This window comes from Micromonospora sp. DT201, assembly GCF_049841575.1.
In the GTDB taxonomy this organism is placed as follows: Bacteria; Actinomycetota; Actinomycetes; order Mycobacteriales; family Micromonosporaceae; genus Micromonospora.
The window spans coordinates 17,128-38,962 of record NZ_JBNCKP010000036.1 but is presented as its reverse complement, the minus strand read 5'-3'; the positions used below and the strand labels follow the sequence as shown (position 1 = coordinate 38,962).

Below are 21,835 nucleotides of genomic sequence, written 5' to 3'. Positions count from 1 at the left end.
GCGCTACTGCAGAGGGCAGGCGTGTGCGTCGACGCCGCCCCGCAGGTAGGACAACATCCAGAGTCGCCTCAACAGGTGCAGCGGCGTGCCCGAGACGGTGAGTCGAACCGGCGGGGACGCGGCGGTGATGGTGGCAGCCGCACGCGAGGTGCGCAATCGCCCGGGGTGTCGACCCGCCGGATCCGTACGCACGCTGGCGGGCACGCCCGAAGACCCACTCACATCGGCTACCTGTGTGTGATCGACGGGTGACGTGAATGAGATCTTCATGTTTAACTGTGTGTATGCGGGCGGGGGATGCGCGGCTGTCGATCGATTGTGGTGGCGCCAGTACCGTGGCCGTTCTGGCTTGGGTTGACGGCAGTGCGTCTGCGTTGTCGTTCGACGGGCTGCCGTATCTGCCCAGCGCCGTGTACGTGAGCCCCGATGGGGAGGTGCGGACGGGACAGCGGGCGTGGCAGACCGCCGTGGAGCAGCCGGGCAGGTTCATTCCGAGCCCTCGCCGTGCCGTCGATGGCGACGTGACGGTCGATAGCACTGCGGTGGAGGGACTCGCGTTGGCGGCGGCGCCGCTCCGCACGGTCGCGGCCGAAGCCGAGCGGGTTGCTGGTGGGCCGGTGCGGGATGTGCGGCTGGTGGTGCCGGCAGGTTGGGGGCCACGTCGGCGTACCTGGATGAGGCGGGCCGCACATCGGGCGGGTCTGGCGCAGCCGCGTCTCGTCGAGGCTCCGGTAGCCGTCGCCGAGCACCTCCTCGCGACTGGCCTGCAATTACCGGTTGGGGCGTTCATCGTGGTGTGTGACGTGGGCGCGGGCGCGGAGGTGACGGTGCTTCGCCGCGGCCCGGCGGGGTTTGAGGTCCTCTCGACCCTCGCTGACCCTGCCGCCGGTGGCACCGCCGTTGACCTGGCCTTGACTGCCGCCTTGACGGGCGGTCGGGACGCGCCCGGCGACGGCAGGGGCGATTGGGAGGCAGCGGAGAGCGTCCGCGCTGCGAAGGAAACCTTGGGAGCCCGCCCTGCGGTCACGGTGCCGCTTCCCGGGCGGGCACCGGTTATCGCGAACAGCGCCATGCTCGTCGAAGCCGCCCTGCCAGTGGTACGACGCGTCGCGGAGCTGGTCGGGGAGAGCATCGCCGCTGCCGAGCTCGCCGCCAGCGACCTGGCGGGGATCTATTGCGTCGGCGGCAGCGCCCACCTGCCGCACCTGGAGACGGTCGTCACCGAGCAGACGGGCGTCACCCCCACGGTTGTCCCCGAACCCCAGCTCGTCGCGGCGCGGGGCGCCGCGGACGCTGGCGCTCCGAACGTGGGGACGGCGACCGCTGTGGAGGGGCCGGTACCGCCGGTGCGACGGGCCGTGGCGATCGCGGTGCCGGGCTTCGCGTCGCTGGCCCTGATCTGGCAGTGTCTCCTGACCGCCGAAGAGCACAACGTGATGAACGTCTACCGCTCGGTGCGGTTGAACTGGGGTGAGCTCGCGATGGCCGCGGTGTTCGCCCTGATGGCATGCCTCGCCGCGGGCACTGTCCTCGGTTCTTTGATCGCCGCGCGTAACCCCACACCGAGCACCCGCACCGAGGGCGGGAAGGTCAGCATCGGCATCCTCGCCGCCGTCAGCCTCAGCGCGGCGATCGCCGGCCTCTACGCGGTCGTCGCCAGCCAGTACTTCGGCCTACCGGTGAGCCCTTTCCTCAGGTGGGCATTGTGGCCGATCACCCCGATCGTGGTGATGGCCGTGGCGATGGCGGTGGTCGCCGCCCGGCAATGGCGTACCCCGCACGGTGGCTGGTCGGCGCTGCTGGCCGCACCGACCGGATCGATCGTCACCGCCGGGCTCGGCATGGGGTTGATCCAGTACTCGCTGACGGCCGACAGGTGGCCCGACCAGGTGCTGTGGATCGACATCGCCGGGCGCATCGGTGGACTGCTCCTCGGCATCGGGCTGGTCATGGCGCTGGTGGCGCCGCTGATGTTCCGCCTCATCCTCTGCGCCCCCGTCGCGGTGATCAGCGCCGCAATCGTCAGCGAGCAGGCCGCTGGGATCCTCGGCGTCAGCTACGCCGTGGCCGTAGCAATGTGGTGGGCAGCCCGGCTGTGGACCCGCATCGTCCGCCCCGCCACAGCCGGCCCCACCGCGACAGCACCAGCAGCGCACGCCGGCACGCCGGGTGGGGGTACGTGAGGTGCGGTGGCCCCGCCAGCTGATGTCGCTGCTGGTCGTCCTCGCGCTCCTGGCCGGCCCGCCCATGGTGCTGCTCTTCCTGATCGGCCCACCCGTCAGCGGGCGGCCCAGCACGAAGCAGGTACAGGCGTGGGTGCAGCAACCGCTGACCGAGCAGACCCTCACCGCCGCGTTGACGATCGGAGCATGGCTGCTATGGCTGCTACTCGCCTACACCGTCACCGTTCGGGCCCTGACCCGCCTGCAAGCGACCGCGGCATGGCTACGACAAGTTCCCTTGCCCACACCGTTGCAGGCGACGGCCAGCGGAATGGCCGGAGCCGCAGTCTTCGGCGTCACCACTCACACCGTCACCACCGCCCCACCGCAGCCACCACCATCGTCAGCAGCGGAAACACCCGAGCAGCCCGCCGACGCCAACCCGACACCTGACGACAGGGCGGTCAGCGACGACGGGATCACTGTGCCCGGCGGATGGCTACCCCGGGATACCGCCGAATCGGTCGCCGCCGCCGCAGCCCTGCTCTGGCTACGCCGCCGCCGCGACTACCAACCTCGCCCGCTAACCCCGAACGGCCCCGAAGAAGCACACCCCGCCCGGCTACCCCCAGCCATCGCAGCCGTGCAAGCTACCCTCACCGACGCCCCCGCACCGTCGAACGCACCGGCACCCCCGGACAGCTTCACCGCCCTCGTCGCCGTCCTACCGACCGGTGGCCTGGGCCTCACCGGACCGGGAGCTTTGCCCATCGGCCGCGGTCTGCTCCTCAGTGCACTCCTGGCTGGCCACCGTCACCCCACCCCAACACTGGCCATCACCAAGGCAGCACTGACCGACCTACTCGGCCCCCACGCAGAACCACTCGGCAGGCGTCTGCCACAGCTAACAATCGTGGAAGGCCTCGGCGACGCCACGCCGCACGTCGAAAGTGTCGACCCCCCGAGAATGGTGATCCTGGTCGAGAACGACTGCGACACAGACGACGCGACACGCCTGGCGGGCGTGACGGCCGCGAACGCCGGCAGACTGGTCGTGCTGGGAAGCTGGCCGACCGGCCAGACCTGGCATGCCGAACCAACAGGCCACCTACATGACCCCACCCACCCCGAAAACCCTGCCCCCCGACTGTGCGTCCTCGACCAGGCAACAGCCGCCGACCTCCTCACCGTTATCGCCCACCCCGAACCGACAACACCCTCCCCCGCAACACCGCACACCCCGCTGCCGAAAGCGGTGACGCCGAGACCACGGCTGCCGCGACAGAGCACCCGAGGAGCACCACACCCTCGGCCGACCGCCTCCCACCAGCGACTGCACCTGCGTGTCCTGGGCAGACCCACGCTGCTCATCGACGACGAGCCCCTCACCATCCGGCGCAGCGCCGCCGTCCAGGTTCTCGCCTTCCTCGCCGCTCACCCCAACGGCGCCGACACCCGACAACTGACCGCGGCCATCTGGCCGGGCCTGCCCCGCCACTCCCTGACCGGCCGGCTATACACCACCCTCAGCGACCTCCGCGGCACCATCCGGACCGCCAGCGGTCTCCACGTGATCGAGCACACCGACGACCGCTACCGCCTCAACCCCGCACACGTCACCGTCGACCTTTGGCACCTACACGCCGCCGTGCAACACGCCGCCACCACCGTCACGGATTCCACGACAGCCTGGCAAGCGATCCGCGACGCCTACCCCGCCGACCTCGCCGCCGGACGCACCTGGCCGTGGCTGGACCCCATCCGCGAAGTTACCCGCCGGCGCGTCATCGACGCCTGCGCCGCCCTCGCCGACGCCGAGAACGACTCCCAGCGAGCTCTTATTCTGCTGCAGGGCGGCGTCCACATCGATCCGTACAACGCTGACCTCCACGCTCGCCTTGTCAACGTCCTCACCGCCCTCGGTGACAATGAGGCAGCTGACCAGCTGCACAACCGCTACCTGCGCACCCTCGCGCAGGAAGGCATCGATGACGAAGCCCTCGATCACCGCGCTACCAGTAGCAGCAGTACCGGCCGGAGTTCGCCCTCCCACCCCCCTGAGCGCAACGCAGCGCCCCCGTCCGCTGTGTAAAAACGATCTCAACCTGGGCTGGCGCGGCCGTCTACATCCTGAGTAAGTGTCTGATGGTTGCCCGCCTTCACGTGGAGCGCTACCGCGACACCTTTTAGCGTCTCGACGCCCACATTCGTACGCAAGGTGTTTCGTAGCCCTCGACTCGGACCCTCTCGGAGACCAAACACCTGCCCCGCTGACATCGGTGTGCCGTCAGGCTTGTCGTGGCCGCAGTGACTTCAAGGAACGCTCGGCATTCTTTTCCACGTCACGGCGGCCAAACCTATTCACCAATGCGAGATACAAGAGCGCCGGTGTGTGCGGGGCAAGCATTTCTCGGCTCCACTCTTCACCAATGAATCGAAAGGCCGAGGATGGATTGAATGGAACGAGCTTGAGTTCCATGTTTTCGAATTTGTCGGCTACACCACGACCTCGCTTGGCGAGAACCTCGGCCCCTTCCATGGAGCGAAGCGTGCCGACGAAGAGTGCTCCCCACTGGTGCATGTCCGTGTCAAGGGAGATGGCCAGCAGCTCAAGCAGATAGTCTTGTTCGTGGACGCCGAGTTCCTCCCGTATTCCGCGCCGCATGACCCTATATACGTCCGGAGGATTCCGTCCGTCCGAATCCAGGTCCCGAGACATCGCCTCATTTGCCGATGAGCTCCAAACTCCGGGTCGCGATCCCACGTGTCTACTTCGGCGCGCCACGATCAGTTGATCATCAGCAGAAACCAGGGCGGCATTCGTGCCGAAGCTCGAGGACAGGAATGGCGGAACATCTTCGAAGCTTCGGTTGTCGATGTACTTGGCCCGCAGTGTGCTGCCATCGGAGAGCTTACGATCGTGATCTTTCGTAGCCAAGAACGTGAAATAGTCCGACTCTTGTAGTTGAAGACAAATTTCTGGGCGCTCATCATAGATCGTGCGGCTGACGGTCAGGCCCTTCACCGCATAGTTCTTGCCGTTCCAAAATCGTTGTCGCCCCTCGGCGGCAAGTTGCTCCTGCTCTTCACCGACCTGTCGCGGCCGAAGCGACGACTTCGTCTGGGACGTCTACGAAATGCGGTTCGACTCGGACGCTGACACGTTGCTCGTCGATCACCTGTTCGCCATCGCCCTCCACGATGAGCAGTGGGGTATCAAGTGGTCCGATCGAGAAAGTACGCGGGACGTCGGACCGCCCACGTCCAACAACGGCGACGACCCTCGCCTTGACCCGACGAAAACGGCGACCGAAATACTTCCTAATCTTGAGCAGTTTGTCCTCGAACATGACTGAGACGACAACGCCGAGGGCGGCACCCACCAACAGGCCTGCGGGTCCTGCCGATGCGGCTTGCAAAAGATCCACCAGCGCGACCCCATTTTCCCGTATCGCCGGCCGAGACGAACGGAGCGTGTGAGTTCGAATCCTCGAGCCACCATGATGGTAGTGCCGGCCACGAGAGAGACGGACGACGCTCCGGCATGACGAACTCTACCAAGATCGATGCTCGACGCGATGCCTCCTGTGCTGACGACCAACGCGGCGGCGGATCAATTGCATGCATGCCTCGTGGCGTTGAACACGCATTTCGACGGATTTCAGGATGAACAGTTTCTGCGGAGCGGGGAGGATGAAGCAGGAGCATCAGTTCCGTCGGCGACGAACACTAGCCTATGCGTCGGTGGGCGTACCGCGTAGCGGCCGCCACCTCGGCGGAAACCAGCAGGCGCGAAAGAATCGCGGGTGACTCCCTGACGATGGGGCCGCCCGAGAGTCGGTGTCATCACGGAGAGAGATCTATGCGGGCACTCACCTGCCGCCTTCATCGAGCGGCGATCCGTGCGCCTCTCACCGCCGGGACCGCCGCCTCGTTGACCTGCAGGTGTGAGGTCGTGTCAGGCGGGGTGAGGTTCTGTTAGTCAACGAGCCACTCCCCCGGCGGGTCGCCGGTCATAGCGTCGCGGTACCGGCTGATGCCACCCGCCGCCGATTCCGGTTGGCGACCAGACGATGAACGGAGGGCAGGTGACACGTACCCGCACCCTCGCGATTGCCACAAGCGTGCTAGCCACCGCCGCAGCGCCGGTCGTTCTCGCCGCGACCGACACCTGGCAACCGTCGCTACCACCATCGGCCGACATCCGGCAGTTGATCGCCTCTCCCATGAGCGCTCACCTCGTCACCGCCCTCATCGGCACGGCAGCAGTAACGCTGTGGCTGCTGCTGATCACGACCCTGCTCACCCACGCCTACGACACGCTGGCGCGACGGGCACGCTGGACGGTCGCGATCCGCCTTCCCAGCCCGATTCGCAGCCTCACCGCAGCGCTGCTAGGTGCGAGCGCCGTCGCCACAGCCAGCGGCGCCAGCGCCGACGCCGCACCTGTCACCAGCACCACCGACCAGCCCGCCACTGAACCGGTCGCCGCCGCACACACGCCAGTGACCATCCAACTCACCGCCACGAACTCGCAGCCCGCCCACCGGACCGCGCCCACCCACACTGTCCGGCGAGGCGACACCTTGTCCGAGATCGCCGAGCAAGCCCTCGGCGACGACAAGCGCTGGCGTGAGATCTTCGCCCTGAATCGGGGCACCCACTTTGCCAACGTGGGTGGCACGCTGCGTAACCCGAACCTGATCTTCCCGGGCTGGGTGTTGACCCTGCCCGCCGCTGACGCGACGCCGGAAGCCACACCACCGCGCAATCCCCCCGCAGAGGACCCGCCACGAGGGTCGACCGCATCACCATCGACGAATCCGACCGCCGCGCCGAGCACGACTCCGCCCGCCGCGTCACCAACGGCAGCGCCGAGCGCGTCGCCTACCACCAGCCCCGCGCCCTCGGCAACACCACCTGCCGCCGACGACGACGGGGTCGTCGAACCACCCTCACCATCGGTGCCAGCATCGACGGCCCCCGGCGTCACCAGCCCGGCGGCGTCGACGACCGCACCGAGTCCGACACCTGCCGATCGGAGCACCGCCACCACACCGCCGTCCGGTACCGCCGACGACAGGCCCTCGAACTCGCTGTGGGGATGGGTGGAGATCGCCGGTGGCGCCATCGGCGCCGGGTTAGCCGCCGCGCTGGTCTCCGCCGTCACGATGGTGTGGAGGCGCCGCCGTCACCGCTACCGGCCCACGCCCATCACCAGCCCGCTTCTCGCTGATGCGGACCTGACGCCACCGCTGGCGGCGTTGACCCGGCTGCGCCACGGTCTGCGTCGCGTCGCACCGCACCTGCTGAACCGCATCCCGGAGCGCGGCCGGACCGTCCGCGAGGACACCACCGCGGAGGTGACACCTCCGCTGCCGTCCGCCGTATCCAGCGACGCCGAACAGTCAGGCCTCATCGCGCCTGCGGCCGCCGCCGGGCTCGGCCTGGGCGGACCCGCCGCCCTGGACGCCGCTCGTGCCCTGCTGGTGGCCACCCTCACCTCCGGCGACACCGGCCCGCACGCGCAAGGCCGCGTGATCGTCCCCGCCGCCACACTGACCACGCTGCTCGGCATGTCCGCGGTCGGCCTCGACCCGATGCACGCCCTCACCGTCGCCCCGACATTCGCGGCAGCGCTCACCCTGCTGGAAGAGGAGATCATCCGCCGCAGCCGGATCCTCGCCGACCAGAAGGCCGCCACCGTCTCCGCCCTCCAACAGGAGCAGACGTTCGGCGAGCCGCTGCCGCATCTGCTCCTCATCGCCGACGTCCCCGAGGAGAGCTGGCACCCACGGCTGGCCACCGCGATCCAGCTCGGCAACAACGTCGACATCGGCACCGCCCTGATCGGCGCCTGGCCCCACGGCACCACCCTGACCGTCGCCGCCGACGGCACGACCGAGGGCGGCCACGGCGAGCGCGTCGGCGTCCTCGGTGCCACCGCGACCACCGACATCCTCCACATGCTCGCCGAAGCGCACGGCGACACTGCACCCGCCACCACCACGCCGGACCCCGCACCTGCACCCGCCGAGCCGGCAACGACCCCGATACGACACGGCGACACCACCCGGGCAGCGTCCGACAAGGTGAACCCCACGCCGCCGATCTCCGCGCCGGCGCAGGGCGCAGCCCCACCCGATCCGGGAAGCGCCGCCGCCGGCGGCCGGGTGCGTGCCCGTGTGCTCGGCCATCCCACGATCCTCGACGCCGACGGCAAGCCGGTGCGCGGCCTGCGCGCCAAGAGCCTGGAGCTGTTCGTGTACCTGGTCATTCACCGCGGCGGCGCCAACCTGGACGACATCATGGAGGCGATCTGGCCGGACGTCACCGTCTCCCGCGCGTCAGAACGCCTTTCCACCTGCGCGGCGAACCTGCGCACCACCATCCGGTCCATCGCGCGAACGGGCACCGGACCGAACGACGACACCCCCAAGATCGAACCGGTCATCAACACCGGCGGTCGCTACCACCTGGACCCGAACCTGCTCGACGTCGACTGGTGGACCGTCCAGGACTCCTACGCCCGGGTCGCCACCGCAGTCAACGACGCGGATCGCCTCGCCCACCTGCACACCGCGATCGGCGCCGCCAGCGGCGGACTCGCCGACGGCAGCACCTACGAGTGGATCGACACCGACCGCGAGCACGCCCGACGCCGCCTCGTGAAGATCTACGCCCAGGCCGCCGGGCTTCACGTCGGCAGTGATCCTGCCGCCGCGCTCGCCCTCTACGACACCGCCCGCGCACTCGATCCGCTCTCCGACGAGCTGGCCCGCCGGGCGATGCGCACCGCAGCGCATCTCGGTGACGCTGTCGGCGTCCGCGAACGGCTCGTCGCGCTGCGCCGCGACCTCGGTGACGCCGACCTCGACATCGACCCTGACACCGAGGACCTCGCCACCAGCCTGCTCCAGGATCTCACCCACCCGTGAACGGTCCGCCACCCGACGGCAACAGGCTGAGGCCGCAGGCCGGCACACACCTCGGGCACGTGGGCACCCGCTGAACCGTGGCCGCAGCAGCGGCCATCCCACTGGTCGATCGTCTCTAGACGTGGACGGTGGCGTTCAGCGTCTCACCGCCGTCGTCAGCAACCCCCGTCAGCAACCCAGCAGTTTCATCCGGTCCTCAAAGCCCCTCCCCCACACAGCTATCAGCCAGGTCATGCCACGATCGAGGCGTGATTAGCGCGCGATCTACGTGCGGATCTCCTCCGACGCGACCGGTGGGGGCCTGGGCGTGGGCCCGCCACGAGGCGGACTGCCGCGCGCTGGCCGAGCGCCCTGGGCTGGACCGTCGCGGAGGTCTACCGGGACAACGACATCTCCGCCTACTCCGGCAATCTCCGGCCTGGCTATGAACGGCTCCTGGCCGGCGTGGAGGCCAGGGAGGTGCGCGGTCTGCTCTCCTGGCACTCCGACCGGCTTCACCGCACTCCCAGTATCAGGTGGACGACACGAAGAGCCGGCCACCCAACCAGGTGACCGGCCCCACGCCGCAACGTCAGTCAGAGTCAAGCTTCACGATGAAACCCTCATCAGCGCACGCCGTCTGCAACCCCGACACATGCGTGCCCATCGGCCCGAGCAACGCCAATGCTCCGCCGTCCTCCATGCCCTGCACCTGCCAGAGGATGTCGATCAGTGCTGTCCCGTGCTCCCGGATCTTCGTGTTGCGGGAGTCCTCGAAAATCTTGCGAGCGTCCCGGTACTCGGCCTCCGTCAGCTTGTCGTCGTCCGAGGTTTTCGGGCTGCCGTCCATCTGCTTGCCGTCGGCCATCGCCTTGCACGCGGCAATCCCGGAGTCTTCGCGGATGAACCGGTCGTACACGGCGTACCCGCCCGCGGTGAGCATAAGTACGGCAACGAACGCGAGGCCAGCGATCAGCAGCGGCTTCCGCGACGACGACGCGGCCGGCGACGCCGGAGGCGGCTGCTGCCCGGGGTAACCGAATTGCGGATCCTGCTGCCCATCGGGGCCGGGCTGGTACTGCTGAGGCGGGTATGCGGGGCCGCCCTGCTGGTAAGGCTGCGCGGGCGGCTGCGGCTGGTACGGGTCGGTCAAGGTGTTCTCCCCACGAGGTGTTGACTGGTTGATGCTGGGTGTGATCACGTTCGCGGGGCCACAGAGTGTCGGGTTGGTGACTGCGGATGTGGCTGGTCGGCTGGGCTAGAGCAGCCGTGTCCCCCCTCGCGGTTTCCACCCGGACAGCCGCCCGACCGCGAAACTGACGACCACCGCGAGAACCAGCAGCGCGCTAGGCGTACACCCATTCAGGACCGATTGTTTTCGCAGACTAGGACGGGTTTCTGTCCCTATAGTGGACGGAGGATCTACGGCTGGGCGGAAGATCCATTCCGCCTTGCTGGCGCAATGGCACACCCCACCGCGGCTGCGGTGACTGCTAGCCTGCTGAGCTGATGACACGACGGTTCGGTGACCGGGATACCTTCGCGGTGGAGGTCGGCGAGGTCGAGTCGCCCCATCTTCGTACCGTTGATCTGTGGGCGGCGGGCACGCAGCTGACCACGGACGACAACTCGGCCTACGTGCCCTCCTTGCTCGCGGCCATGCGGTCGACCGCAGCGCGCGTGCGGCAGCGCCACGTCCCTGCCTGCCCCTTCCCGGGACGCTCTCCAGAAGATGTTTTCCGGCTCCTGGAGCAGGACGGGACGGAGTTCCGGGAACGTTTCTGGTTCCTGCAGTGGGGCGAAATCCTGGACAACGTGCCTCGGTATGCCTATCTGGACGGCGACCTGGTGCTGGTCTTTTCGTTCTGGCGACCGACGCATCCGCTCCCCGACGATCTCGGCGCGATCTTCGTTGCCACGATTGCGCCAGACGAGTTCGTGGCCACCGTCCTCGCCGCAGCTGACCTGCTGGACGTCGAGCCCGTTCGCTAGACGCTCCTGTGCAACATCTCCATCGAGAGCCGCAGCACCAGCGACCGTTCAATTACTTAGAGTAGTCAATGGGGATGCAGAAGAGGGCCTGTCGCGCCTCGGGCGCGTCCACGGTGAGCAGCCGGGCCGACCGCCCGGTGACGTTCGAGTGCCAAGCGACCTCCACACCGCGCAGGTTCCTGGCGAACCTCCTGAACGAACGGGACGTGCACTAGGTGGTCGTCAGGTCGATGCCACGCGAGGCGAAAAAACCGATGGGGTCAACGGCATTGGATTCGGTCGCAGGCTCGCCGGTGTGGGTCTCCAGGTGCAGGTGCGGCCCGGATGAGTGGCCGCTGCTGCCGACCTGCCCGATGACCTGACCAACGACGACCTGCTGGCCCACGTCAACGGATGGGCGCCGGAGCATGTGGCAGTAGCGGGTGACGGTCGAGTCGCGGTGCCGCAGTTCCACGTACCACCCGCAACCCAGGACGGTGACCGGGTGGCCGTCCACGTCACAGGAGTAGGGGCTGCCGTCGCGCAGGTGGGCGTTGCAGGTTACGCGGATGACCAGACCGGAAGCGGCGGCGTGGATCGGGGTGCCTTTGGCGGCGGCGATGTCGACGCCGTCGTGGCCGGGCCGGCTGTCGGTCCGGAAGCCAGACACGAACGTTCCCTGCACGGGTGTCATCCAGCCGCCGACGCTGATGCACTGCTCACCCGGACCGCCGGGGGCGCTTGGTGGGCCGGAGACGAGCCCGACGAGGGCGGTGGCGTCGCCCTCCCACTTCGCGTAGGCGTCGGGGTAGGCCGAGCGTTGCACGGCCTGCGCGGCGACGGTGATCGGCATGGACTGCCAGCCGGCGACAGTGATGAGCCTGCCGAAGAACGCCCCCGCCGCGTACTCCGGATCCATGACTTGGGCAGGTGTGCCCCAACCTTGGCTCGGTCGCTGCTGGAACAGCCCGAGTGAGTCGTGGTCGTTGTCCTCGCCGAGGTGCCCGAGGTTCCGCAGCCCGGATTCCTGCAGCGCGGTGGCCACGGCGATGACCTGACCGCGGACAGGTATCCCGTGCTGGACGCCGACGGTGACGATGACCTGGGCGTGGTGCACCTGCTCGGTGTCGTAGCGGCCGGTGGTGCCGCTCGGGGTGGTGACGACCGAGCAGGCCGTTGCCGCCCCGGTGAGGTTGATCAGTCCGGCGACGCACAGAGATGCGACGCCAACGATGACGGCGGCGGTGAGGGCGATGGTGCGGCTGGTCATGGCAGCCGCCGCAACGTGTGTACGCACATGGTGATTTCCCGTCGAGGTAGGTGCCTACGCCGGTCTGCCGCACAGGGGGCCGCAGGGTGGCTGGTGTGGGCCGGGCAGGGATGCGCGCCGGTCGTGGACCATGTGCGTCTTGCGCCACCTGCGGCACAGGTTCACGAGGTGGACGCCGGGTGGTGCGGGGCGTGACCGTTGGTGGCGGCCAGTTGGGCGATCCGGTCGATCAGGGTGAGCGGTGAGTCGAGTAGGCCGCTGGCGCCGGTACGACGGATCCACTGGACCTGCCGCAGGGAGATACCGTGCCGCTGCGCGAACGCGGCGAGTTCCATGTCCGGGTCGGCTTTAAGGTCGGCCCACAGGTGCCGCCACCGGTCGTAGGACGCCTGGTCCTGCGGCACCCGGCGCAGCACGTCGGCGGGCGGCATCGGTCCGGCCACCGTCACAAGGTCCCGCTCGGGGTCCGCGTCGACGTCGGTGCCGGCCGCCGGCACGGGCACGGGCGGTGGTCGCAGGTCGGCGCCGATGACGCGCGCCCAGCCGGGCACATCGGCGTGGGCGGTAAGTGCGGCGGCGACCGCGTCGAGGTCGAGGGTGGTCGCGGCGATGTCCGCACGGACGGGGTCGTCGTGCCGGGACCGGATCAGCGTCTCCACGTGCGTGGCGAGGGCGGCGCGGCGCTTCTCGTCGCGCAGTTGCTGCCGGGCGACGTCGAGGGACTGATGCAGCGGCAGACGTTGGGCGAGGGCGAGGGAACGGGCGCGGCGAGTGACCGCCGGCTCACGCCACCACTGAGTGAGGCCGTAGACGGGGGCGGTGTCGGCGAGTTTCCCGGTGGCGCGCAGGGCATCACGGCGCCGCGCGGCGCTGTGCATCAGCCAGATCGCGTAGGCGAAGACGCCGAGGCCGCCGAAGACGACGGCCAGGTATGCCACGTCGGCGTGACCGAGGATGTTGGTGGTGACGCCGACGGTCACCGTGGCGGCCGACAGGGTCCGCCACCCGTAGGCGGCCTCACCAAGACGTTGCCGCCAGTCGGCGAACGCCGCGGTGACCGCACCACCGAGGTCGATGACGATCGCGAACGGCGCGACGAACACGACACGCCACCACCAGTGCAGGGTGTCGGGCCACGGCGGGATCTGCACCCCGACCCAGATCTGGCCGATGGTGGAGCCGAGGGCGGCGACGGCGTAGAAGACCCAGGCGGCGCGTTCCACCGCTGGGCGGCGCGAGGGCGTCGTTCCGTTGGGTAGATCCACCCGCCGGTGGCGCTCGTCGAGGGTCATGACCTTCTCCTCCATAGGCGAAGGTGGCCCAGCGTCGGGACGCGACGCTGGGCCACCCAGGGGTAGGCATCCCCGCCGCGACGGCCACCACAGGGGTGTCCGTCGCTCACTGCGTGCGGGTCAGGTGGTGATGCAGAGGTGGCGATTAGCTGCCGGCTGCGGCCCGCACCCCGCAACCGGCGAGGGCAGCCAGGAGTGCCCGCTCCCGCAACGACGTGGACACCGTCGTGCCGGCGGTGACGCCGGTTTTCCGCCCAACGCCGTCGGGCTAGGCCAGCAACACCGCGGGCAGTGTGGCCGCCAACGCGGCGGTCTTGGACGCCGTCCGGAACATCGACACCGCGTTCGCGGCAATGTCGGCGATACCGTCGGCACGCTCCCGCGCAGTGAAGGGCAACCGTGCGTGCGGGCCGACGCGGAACGCGGGCAGCTCGTAGTGCTCACGCGCGACCACGGTCCCGTCGTCGGCCGTGTACTCGTAGAAATCGCCGAGGCCGAGCCGGTCGATGTCGGTCTCCTGGTTGCCGGTGCACACGACGACGAGGTCATACGCGCGGCCGTCGATGAGGCCCACACCCGGCAGCGCGACGGGCCGTGCCCGGCGAGGCAGCACCGTGAGTCGTCGCACCCCGAACCGGTCCGGGCGCAGGTACCGACCGATCCCCTGATACCTGCCCCGACTCTCCTCTCGCCACCGGTCGCAGGTCGTCGGCAGGTCCTCGGCGTACCAGTCGATGCGCTGCACCTGGTCCAGGGCGGCAGCGGCCATGGACGGTTGTGGGGCGAGGCCCAGGCACGATTCGACGACACATTTGGCGGAATCGCCGCCACCGATCACCGCGACCCGACGCACCCCGCGCAGCGGCCACCTGCCCGCCATGCGGTGCATGAACTGCGGGTAGGTGAGGATCGTGGTGCCGTTGGCCACGTCCTGGCCGGCCGGGTCACCCAGGCCGCGGGCGTCGATGACCCGCCCGGCGAGCAGCGACGCTCTGCCGTCGATCTCCAGCTCTACTCCGGGGTCGCCGTCGGTGACGGACAGGACGGTGGCGTGGGGCACCACGTCGGCGAACTGCGCCAACGCGAGGCGGATCACGAAGGCCATGTCCGTGTTCGTCTGGTACTCGGTCATGGACACGTTCGCGGCCTGGATGGGTGCGCCCGGCAGGTAGTTCGGGCTTGTGCCCTGGTCACCCGCCAGGCCCGCGCTGCCGGCACGGTTGCGGGAGTTGAGGTGAAACACCGGCCGCGTGGTCATCGCGAAACTGCCGCCGACGCGCTCGCTGCGCTCCAGCACCAGCGGCTTCGGGTACCCACTGAGGACGCGCACCGCGGCGTAGGTCGCGGCGTGGAAGCCGCTGCCGATGACGACTTCACGGTTGGTGCCCTCGACGCTGAGCAGCTCGTGCTGACGCTGCTCGTCAGCCCAGGAGGCGTCCAGGACCTCGTCGGCGTAGGCGCGGCCCGACGGGTCCAGGGCGATACCGGTGAGCCTGGCCTGCGTCGGGCTGGGGAACTCCTGTTCGCGGTGCATCATCGCCCGCATTCCCGCGGCGGTGGACTCCTTCACGCTGATGGCGGTGAGCAGGGACGTGATCTGCGCGGATGGTTCAAACATGGTGGCCTTCCTCGGTCACCGGGGTACCACACCGGCCGCGTACCTCACCCCGGGCAGCCCCCGGGGTTACGGCACGCGGCCGCCACGATCCCCGGAAGGTTCACTGGATGGGCTGGTGGGGCTGGCGCCGTTGCCAGTCCCCGACGGGCAGGTCGACGTGATCGGCGGGGCACCGGGGTACGGCGCAGCCCGGCCGTGCGGTCGTGCCGCGGGGTGCTGTCCGTCGCGGCCAGACCTGGCCGTCACGTGCCGGCAAGCGCACGTGCCGCAGCGCGGCGTGCGGTGGTGCGGTTAGGCGGTGGCCGCGAGGGCCCGGATGCCGATCGTGGCGAACAGATCCCGTCCCCCGCCGGTGGTGGCCGGGGTGATCCGCGGGCCGACGGGACCGCCGCCGCGAGGCCGGTCGACCCGGTGCGCGGGGATGTCAGGCGTGCCCGTCACCGGCGTCACCTCCCCGGCGGCGCGGGTGGCGGGGCGAGGTCCGCCACGATGTGCCCGGCGCAGCCGACCGGCCGGACCCGGGCGTCGGTGCGCAGCACCTCGAGGCAGCCGGCCGACAGCACGGACGTCACCGGACCGGGCACGACCAGGCCGGCACGGCCCAGGTCGAGGGCCTGCCGGAGAGTCTGCAGCGCCGCGCTGCGCGTCGACGCCTCCACCACGACGGTGCCCGCCGTCAGCGCCGCCAACAGCGCCCGGTGCGCTGCCATCCGCGCCAGGGTCGGCTCGGCACCCGGTGGTTGGGCGCTGAGCAGCAGGCCGGTCTCGGCGACGCGTTCGAGTAAAGCCCGATGCTGGTGCGGGTGGAGTCGGTCGAGGCCGCAGGGCAGGACCGCAACCGCACGACCGCCGGCAGCCAGCGTGGCCCGCAGCACGGCACCGTCGATCCCGAGCCCGCCGGAGGACACCACCGTCCAGTCGGTGGCGGCGAGTTCGGCGGCCATGTCGGCGGCGACGTGGTTGCCGTAACTGCTGCTGGCCCGCGACCCGACGATGGTGACCGATCCCGCCTGCGGTGGGATCGGGGCCGGCCCGAGCGCCCACAGACACACCGGCTCGCCGCCGTCCCGGTGTCGTAACCCGGTGGGCCAGTCGGGATCGGCGGGGATCACCACCCGGCCACCGCCCCGCTGGGCTGCCTCGACCGCGGCGGCCGCCTCACCCCGCAGCCGGGATAGGGGCAGGTGCCGGATCTCCGGCCGGCGCACGAACGACACACCGCGGCGCAGCAGCAGGTCGAGCACGTCGATCGGTGTGTGCTGCGCCAGCAGCTGCCGCAGCCGGGCATCACCCGGCTCACACAGCCAGCTGAGCATGCCCCGGACGATCCGCTCATCGTCGATGGTGTCCATCACGCGGTCTCCCGTCCGTCCGCCGCAGCCCGTTCGACTGTGACCGGATCCGGGTCGTCGGGTCCCGCCGCGGCGGGGTCGGACTCGTCGGTGCGCTCGGGTGGGGTGAGGTCGGCCAGCACCTGCTTCGCCACCCGCAGCACCGTTTCGGCGCACTCCTTGACCAGATTCATGTCACCGTCGGCCCAGCCGAGGACGTAGGCGTCGGAGTAAGCCGCGCTGTCCATGCCCAACGCCCGTAACACGATGTGGGCGACACTCTCGGCCTCGGTCTCGTCGCGGCCCCGGTGCACCACTGTGTCGGCCGCTGTGGTGTTGAGGTGACCGCAGCGGATGTGCGCCAACTCGTGCAGGGTGGTCTTGGTCCGTTGCGCCGGGTCGACGTCGTCGCGGACCTGCACGATCTGCACTCCCGGGCGACGGACCGTGACGCCGTTGGCGTCGTTGAGGTAGCCGGTGTGCGGTGCGACAAGCTCGTAGCGGTAGCCCTCGTCGGTGATGAGCGTGACCAGGTCGTCGTAGACGCCGGTCGGGTCGTCGCCGACGAGCAGCTGCGGGGTGTGCTCCCGCTGGTGTACCCGTCGGCGGACCAGCACGGTCGGCGGTTCGAACGGCTTCCCGTCGGTCTGTGACACCTCGAAGGTGTTGGCCAGGCCGAACCCGACCAGCTGGACAGTGGGGCGTCCGGACGGTTCCCGTTTCACGGTGCGGCCGGTGGCCTCCCACTCGGCGGCCTGCTCCTCGGTCGGCCGGCGCTTGATCGGTGCCCAGATCTTGAACGCGGTTTCACCGGCGCGCACGTACCGCTGGTGGGCCTTCCACCCGGTTGAACCGTCCTTCCTGCCGTACGGCAGGAAGTAGCGTGCGGTGATGCCGCGCTCTTCTGCCTGGGTGAGCAGCAGGATCTGGTTGCCGAGGCTGTAGCGGGCGCCGAACGTGGCGACGTGGTCGATGAACTCGACCCACTGCGCCGGATCAGTCGCCATCCGGGCCAGCCGGGCGTCGAAGTCGGCTTTGATCGTCGCCAGCAGCTCCGCGCGGTCGCCGTCGCCGCGGGCCTGCCCGTTGGTCGTGCTGGTGGTGGCCCGTGACGTGCGGGAGCCGGTGGCCCTGGCCTTCGTGGCCATGGGGTGGTGCGTGGCCATCAGTGTGGCCCTCCTATCCCCGCCTCGTGGCGGCGGACAGGTTGGGACCCGCTGCGGCCCCAACCTGCCCGTAGGCACGAGGTGAGGCCGTCGCCCCCGTGTGGGGGCGAGCTGGCTGCTGCAACCAGGTGTCGGGATCGGTCAGTGATTCGTGGCGGGCCGCACCCACCTCGACGGTGTGGGTCCGTGCGGCGTTTCTCCGGCCCGGACCTGCTCGGCGTGCCCGCCGGTAGTACGCCTCCCGGTCGGCGGCGTCGGAGACGTCGCCGCACCGCCGGCGGATGCCCCGGTGGTGGGCGGCTGATGGGTCACGAGCCCGACCCGTCCTGATAGACGAGGTGGACGATCACGCATGCCACTGCGGCTCGGTCCGCGCCGCTCCACTCGGCGGGCAGGGTGACGGTGAGGGTGTCGTCGCGCAGGACGGCGTCGCCGCAGCCGCCGCCGGCCGCGTCGACCAGCATGATCCTGGTCAGCCCGCGCGCCGGCCGGTCCGCCCACACTCTGATGTGGTGCGCGCCGACCGGCAGGTCGGCCAACGGGACGGGCTGATCGGTGAGGGGCGGCAGCGTCGGCCCGGGCAGACCGGCGCAGTGAGGTGCGGTCATCGGGCGATCACCACCTCGTCGTCGAGGATGGCGAACCACGGGATGGCCGTCGCCCGACGCAGCAGGGTCAGCCAGCCGTCGATGTCGGCGATGGGGCCGTCGGGGTCCGGCAGCGGGTGCCGGCGGGTGAAGTCCGGGTCGTCCTCGGCCAGGTCACCGGCCTCGGCGAGGGTGCGCGCGAAGATGCGGATGGCTTCACGGGTGACCCCGTCGGTGCTGCGCCCGACGATGAGGATCGGCGCGTCGTCCCAGTCGATCAGCCCGTACACATCGCCACCGGCTGGTGCCGTCGGGGGCCGCTCCCCCACCCGGCAGATGATCACCCTTCGGGTCTTCATCACGCCTGCCCCCGGTCAGCGGGTGCGGCAGGTGGACCGCCGTTGCCGCGCATCGTGATCGGGTCGAAGACGGTGGTGGCTCCGCGGCCGGTCCTCTTCGCGGCGCGCATCGCCCGGTCGGCGCGGACGAGCGCCCGCCGCTGATCAGCGTCGGCGTGTGGCGTGAAGACGCCGACACCGGCACAAGCGGTGACAGTGACGGGGTGCCGGGCGTGATGCAGGTCGGTCGGTTCGGCGACGGCAGCGACCAGATGTGCGGCGTGGCCGGCGGCGTCGCCGGGGTGGGGAAGGACGACGGCGAACTCGTCGCGTCGCATCCGGAACACCGGTGCGCCGGCGGCGGACGCGACGTGCTGCACCCGGCCGGCGGTAAGGACGAGTAGTTCATCGAACGCCCGGTGCCCGACGCGCCCCACGACCGTGTGTGTGTCGTCGAGATTGATCAGAATGACGGCGACAGGGCGGCGCCGTTCGACGGCGGCGGCCAGCGCCGCGTGCAAGCCGGTGCGGTTGCCCAGGCCGGTCAGGTCGTCGCGGCGGGCGGCGCTCACGGCGGCGGTGACCGCCGCGCGGTAGCGGCCGGCGGTGCGGTGCCGGGTCAGGTGGTGGGTGATGGCGGCGGTGATCGTCAGCGCCGCGAGAACTGCGGTGATCTGCGCGAAGGTGGACACTGGTGCCCACACCTCCAATCCCTGGTTGGGGAGGTGGTGAGGGCAGCCGGGTGCCACCGGCTGCCCTCACCTCAAGCGGTGCGCGAACCCCAGGCGCGGGGTTGCGGGGCGGTGCCGGCGGCGCCCTGTGCGGGCACCGAACGGGGCGGTTAGTCGGTGGTGGTGCCGGTGATGGCGGCCTGCCAGATGTGCGGCGGCACGCCGGCCTGCAGGGCGAGGCCGAGCAGGTGCGCGAGCCGGTAGTCCGGATCGGCGTGCAGGGCCCGTTCGATGGCGATGTTCGCCAGCGCACCGTCGCCGCTGAGGTACGCGGTGCAGGCGAGCAGGCACGCCGGGGCGGCGCTGGTTTCCGGCATCGCCCGTCGGGTCACCTCGATCCACAGCCGCCGCTGCTCGTCGCTGCCGTCGCCGGTGGTCCAGGCGTGGTCGCGTACCTCGGTGACCATGAGCACGGCGGTCAGCCACGCCACGTCGTCGTCGGACAGGACGTCGCCGCGCACGGCGCACTCGTAGGCCTGCCGCACCGCCGTGACACCGTCGTGCACGACCGTCTCCAGCGGCGACGGCTGCTGCCCGGCGGAAGCGGCGGGGTCCCGGCCGTCGGCGAGCATGCCGGCGAGCCGGCGCAGCGCCGTCTCGGTCGCGGCGCGCATCCGCGTCCGCTCCGGCCCGCTCACCGGGGTGATCAGCTGCTGCAGCGCGTCCCGGTCCGGCAGCGGTGCGATACCGAGGTAGACGGCCTCCGCCGGGACACTGCTGGCGGACGGGTCATACGCCACGCCGTCGGCGCAGTCCGGGGCGCCGCACAGGCACCAGTAGTGGTTGTCGTCGACGCGCAGCACCTCGGGCACGTCGACGTCGATCGCGTGCAGCGCGGTGCGCAGGGCGGCGGTCGCGGGTGCGACGCGGTCGGCCGGGCCGTAGCCGACGAGGATCACCGTCGGCGCGTACTGCGCCACCAGGGTGGCGGTGTGCGCGGCCGGCTCTGCGAAGTCGTCGAGTGCGGACGGTTCGGGCAGGTCGAGTCGGGCGACGAACTGGATCCGCCGGTCGTTCAGGGCGATGCAGACCAGGCTGTCGGTGGGGTGGAAGCCGAGAAGGTAGGGCACCGCGACGATGATGTCGTCGCGGCTGGTGAGTCGGAGCGTGCGGGGTGCGACCACGGTGGGTCCTCCTTGACGATGCGGTGAGAAATGGGCCGGCGACCCGGGGCCGCCGGTCGGGCAATCAGCGGCAGTGGGCGAGAGCGGCCAGTACCGCGTCGACCTGTGCGGTGGTGAGGCTGCGGGCGGTGCCGTCCTGGTAGCCGGTCAGGGCGATCGGGCCGAGCAGCGGCAGCCGGGCACCGCCGAGACGGGCGATGAGCGCACCGGCGACGGGGTTGGGGCGGCGGCCCACCGACGGTGCGTGCGCGTCGCACCAGGCGACCAGGTGTGCGGCGGCGAGCGGGATCGGTGTCGGCGCGGCGCCGACCGCGCGGCGCAGCCAGGTGTCGGCCCGGCCGGTGCGCTGCCGGATGTGGTGTTCGTGGCTGGTGCCGTCTTCGGCGACCACGAGGAACGTGTAAGCGGTGTGCGCCATGCGCAACCCCCATGGAGGTGGGGTCGCCGGGCAGGGCCGTCTGGCCATGCCCGGCGACACGTGGTGGCCGGGCGTCGGCCAGGGGCGGAAGAGGTGCGCCCGTCGAGCCCGCCGTCGGCGGCTCTACGCGGCGGGGGTGCGATGGTGGTTACGCGTCGAACACAGGCTCACCGTCGACGGTGACCCGCATCGGCACGGTGCCGTCGGGGCGGCGCAGCCACCCGGCCGCGTCCTGCAGCCGCGCGGACAGCTGCAGTACGCCTGCGGCGTCGACGTAGGCGAAGACCCACACCCCGGCGAGGTGGATCGCCGGGTGCGGCGCGTCGAAGCTCGCCGCGACGAGGCGGGCGTCGAGGTTCGCGCCGATCGCGACCACCGGCGTCGACTGGTGGATCTCGTGGAATTGTGCGGCGCGGCGCCGCCACCCGTCGGGGTCGTTGCCCGGCGGCGCGGTGCCGCCGTGACTGTCGGCCCACTGTTGGGCGCGGTCGGCCATCAGCTCGCACAGCCGAGCCGCTTCCCCGTAGAGGGTGGCGTGGGTCAGGTCGGCTACCAGGTGCGGTTGCGGTTGCCCCATTGGCCCGCGCAGCTGCTGCACGCGCAGCCGTACCGCATGCGAGTCGTCGTGCAGCACCAACTGATAGCGGTAGTCGAGGTCACCGATGTAGGTGTCGTGGGCGGCAGTGGTGCCGGTGACTTCCAGCCGTGGCAGTGTGCCGGGGAACGTGTCGGCGTGGGCGAGCCAGTTGTCCACGGTCAGCGGCCGCTGATGCCGGTCGGCCCAGGCGACGAAGTCGGCCAGGTGCGGTATCTGGTAATCGGGGCTTCCCCAGCCGGCCCAGAAGGAGCGGCTGTTCCCGTGTTGGTCGGTGATGGTGACGACGGCTCGGTTGCCCATCGGGTGTTCCTC

General features: G+C 70.2%; 19 protein-coding genes and 1 pseudogene. 5 read left to right on the top strand and 15 right to left on the bottom strand.

The window, feature by feature from the left end:
• Positions 1-335: 335 nt before the first annotated feature.
• Both ACLQ28_RS33140 and ACLQ28_RS33135 read left to right on the top strand, forming a co-directional pair.
• The gene (locus ACLQ28_RS33140) at positions 336-2,183 is read left to right on the top strand and encodes an Hsp70 family protein (RefSeq protein ID WP_425690200.1); all 1,848 of its coding nucleotides are present in this window, start codon (positions 336-338) and stop codon (positions 2,181-2,183) included.
• A 1-nt stretch (position 2,184) separates the two neighbouring features.
• Positions 2,185-4,254, top strand: a complete 2,070-nt coding sequence (locus ACLQ28_RS33135) for an AfsR/SARP family transcriptional regulator (protein ID WP_425690199.1) — start codon at positions 2,185-2,187, stop codon at positions 4,252-4,254.
• Between the two features lie 195 nt (positions 4,255-4,449).
• On the opposite strand, the gene ACLQ28_RS33130 is transcribed toward ACLQ28_RS33135, so the two are convergent.
• Positions 4,450-5,187 carry a hypothetical protein gene (locus ACLQ28_RS33130; protein ID WP_425690198.1) on the bottom strand — a complete coding sequence of 246 codons (738 nt, stop codon included), beginning with the start codon at positions 5,185-5,187 and terminating at the stop codon, positions 4,450-4,452.
• Positions 5,188-5,248: 61 nt separating this feature from the next.
• Complete coding sequence (locus ACLQ28_RS33125) at positions 5,249-5,590, bottom strand: hypothetical protein (protein ID WP_425690197.1); 342 nt, start codon at positions 5,588-5,590, stop codon at positions 5,249-5,251.
• A gap of 660 nt (positions 5,591-6,250) precedes the next feature.
• Between ACLQ28_RS33125 and ACLQ28_RS33120 the strand changes: the two genes are divergently transcribed.
• Both ACLQ28_RS33120 and ACLQ28_RS33115 read left to right on the top strand, forming a co-directional pair.
• Complete coding sequence (locus ACLQ28_RS33120) at positions 6,251-9,100, top strand: LysM peptidoglycan-binding domain-containing protein (RefSeq protein WP_425690196.1); 2,850 nt, start codon at positions 6,251-6,253, stop codon at positions 9,098-9,100.
• 339 nt (positions 9,101-9,439) lie between these two features.
• Positions 9,440-9,652, top strand: a pseudogene (locus ACLQ28_RS33115) (recombinase family protein); the annotation flags it as partial.
• Between the two features lie 19 nt (positions 9,653-9,671).
• Here ACLQ28_RS33115 and ACLQ28_RS33110 read toward each other — a convergent pair.
• Positions 9,672-10,232, bottom strand: a complete 561-nt coding sequence (locus tag ACLQ28_RS33110; RefSeq protein ID WP_425690195.1) for a hypothetical protein — start codon at positions 10,230-10,232, stop codon at positions 9,672-9,674.
• 356 nt (positions 10,233-10,588) lie between these two features.
• Between ACLQ28_RS33110 and ACLQ28_RS33105 the strand changes: the two genes are divergently transcribed.
• Positions 10,589-11,071, top strand: a complete 483-nt coding sequence (locus ACLQ28_RS33105; RefSeq protein ID WP_425690194.1) for a hypothetical protein — start codon at positions 10,589-10,591, stop codon at positions 11,069-11,071.
• A gap of 211 nt (positions 11,072-11,282) precedes the next feature.
• Here ACLQ28_RS33105 and ACLQ28_RS33100 read toward each other — a convergent pair whose 3' ends face one another.
• From ACLQ28_RS33100 to ACLQ28_RS33045, 12 genes are all read right to left on the bottom strand, one after another.
• Positions 11,283-12,320: a M23 family metallopeptidase gene (locus tag ACLQ28_RS33100; RefSeq protein ID WP_425690193.1), complete on the bottom strand. Its 1,038-nt coding sequence runs from the start codon at positions 12,318-12,320 to the stop codon at positions 11,283-11,285.
• 161 nt (positions 12,321-12,481) lie between these two features.
• The gene (locus ACLQ28_RS33095) at positions 12,482-13,612 is read right to left on the bottom strand and encodes a hypothetical protein (protein ID WP_425690192.1); all 1,131 of its coding nucleotides are present in this window, start codon (positions 13,610-13,612) and stop codon (positions 12,482-12,484) included.
• A 268-nt stretch (positions 13,613-13,880) separates the two neighbouring features.
• Positions 13,881-15,230 (bottom strand): hypothetical protein, encoded by a 1,350-nt coding sequence (locus tag ACLQ28_RS33090; protein WP_425690191.1) that lies wholly within the window; start codon positions 15,228-15,230, stop codon positions 13,881-13,883.
• 291 nt (positions 15,231-15,521) lie between these two features.
• Positions 15,522-15,671, bottom strand: coding sequence for a hypothetical protein (locus ACLQ28_RS33085; protein WP_425690190.1), 150 nt, complete (start codon positions 15,669-15,671; stop codon positions 15,522-15,524).
• A 5-nt stretch (positions 15,672-15,676) separates the two neighbouring features.
• On the bottom strand, positions 15,677-16,582 hold the full coding sequence (locus ACLQ28_RS33080) for a DNA-processing protein DprA (RefSeq protein WP_425690189.1): 906 nt from the start codon (positions 16,580-16,582) through the stop codon (positions 15,677-15,679).
• Positions 16,582-17,727, bottom strand: coding sequence for an ArdC family protein (locus ACLQ28_RS33075; protein ID WP_425690188.1), 1,146 nt, complete (start codon positions 17,725-17,727; stop codon positions 16,582-16,584). Before ACLQ28_RS33075 ends, ACLQ28_RS33080 begins: the two co-directional genes overlap by 1 nt.
• A 308-nt stretch (positions 17,728-18,035) precedes the next feature.
• Positions 18,036-18,335, bottom strand: coding sequence for a hypothetical protein (locus ACLQ28_RS33070; protein WP_425690187.1), 300 nt, complete (start codon positions 18,333-18,335; stop codon positions 18,036-18,038).
• Positions 18,332-18,673: a hypothetical protein gene (locus tag ACLQ28_RS33065; protein WP_425690186.1), complete on the bottom strand. Its 342-nt coding sequence runs from the start codon at positions 18,671-18,673 to the stop codon at positions 18,332-18,334. Before ACLQ28_RS33065 ends, ACLQ28_RS33070 begins: the two co-directional genes overlap by 4 nt.
• Positions 18,673-19,356, bottom strand: a complete 684-nt coding sequence (locus ACLQ28_RS33060; protein ID WP_425690185.1) for a GGDEF domain-containing protein — start codon at positions 19,354-19,356, stop codon at positions 18,673-18,675. Before ACLQ28_RS33060 ends, ACLQ28_RS33065 begins: the two co-directional genes overlap by 1 nt.
• Positions 19,357-19,493: 137 nt before the next feature.
• Positions 19,494-20,507: a DUF4192 domain-containing protein gene (locus tag ACLQ28_RS33055; protein ID WP_425690184.1), complete on the bottom strand. Its 1,014-nt coding sequence runs from the start codon at positions 20,505-20,507 to the stop codon at positions 19,494-19,496.
• Positions 20,508-20,571: 64 nt separating this feature from the next.
• Positions 20,572-20,925: a hypothetical protein gene (locus tag ACLQ28_RS33050; protein WP_425690183.1), complete on the bottom strand. Its 354-nt coding sequence runs from the start codon at positions 20,923-20,925 to the stop codon at positions 20,572-20,574.
• A 148-nt stretch (positions 20,926-21,073) separates the two neighbouring features.
• Positions 21,074-21,823, bottom strand: a complete 750-nt coding sequence (locus tag ACLQ28_RS33045; protein ID WP_425690182.1) for a hypothetical protein — start codon at positions 21,821-21,823, stop codon at positions 21,074-21,076.
• Positions 21,824-21,835: the final 12 nt, after the last annotated feature.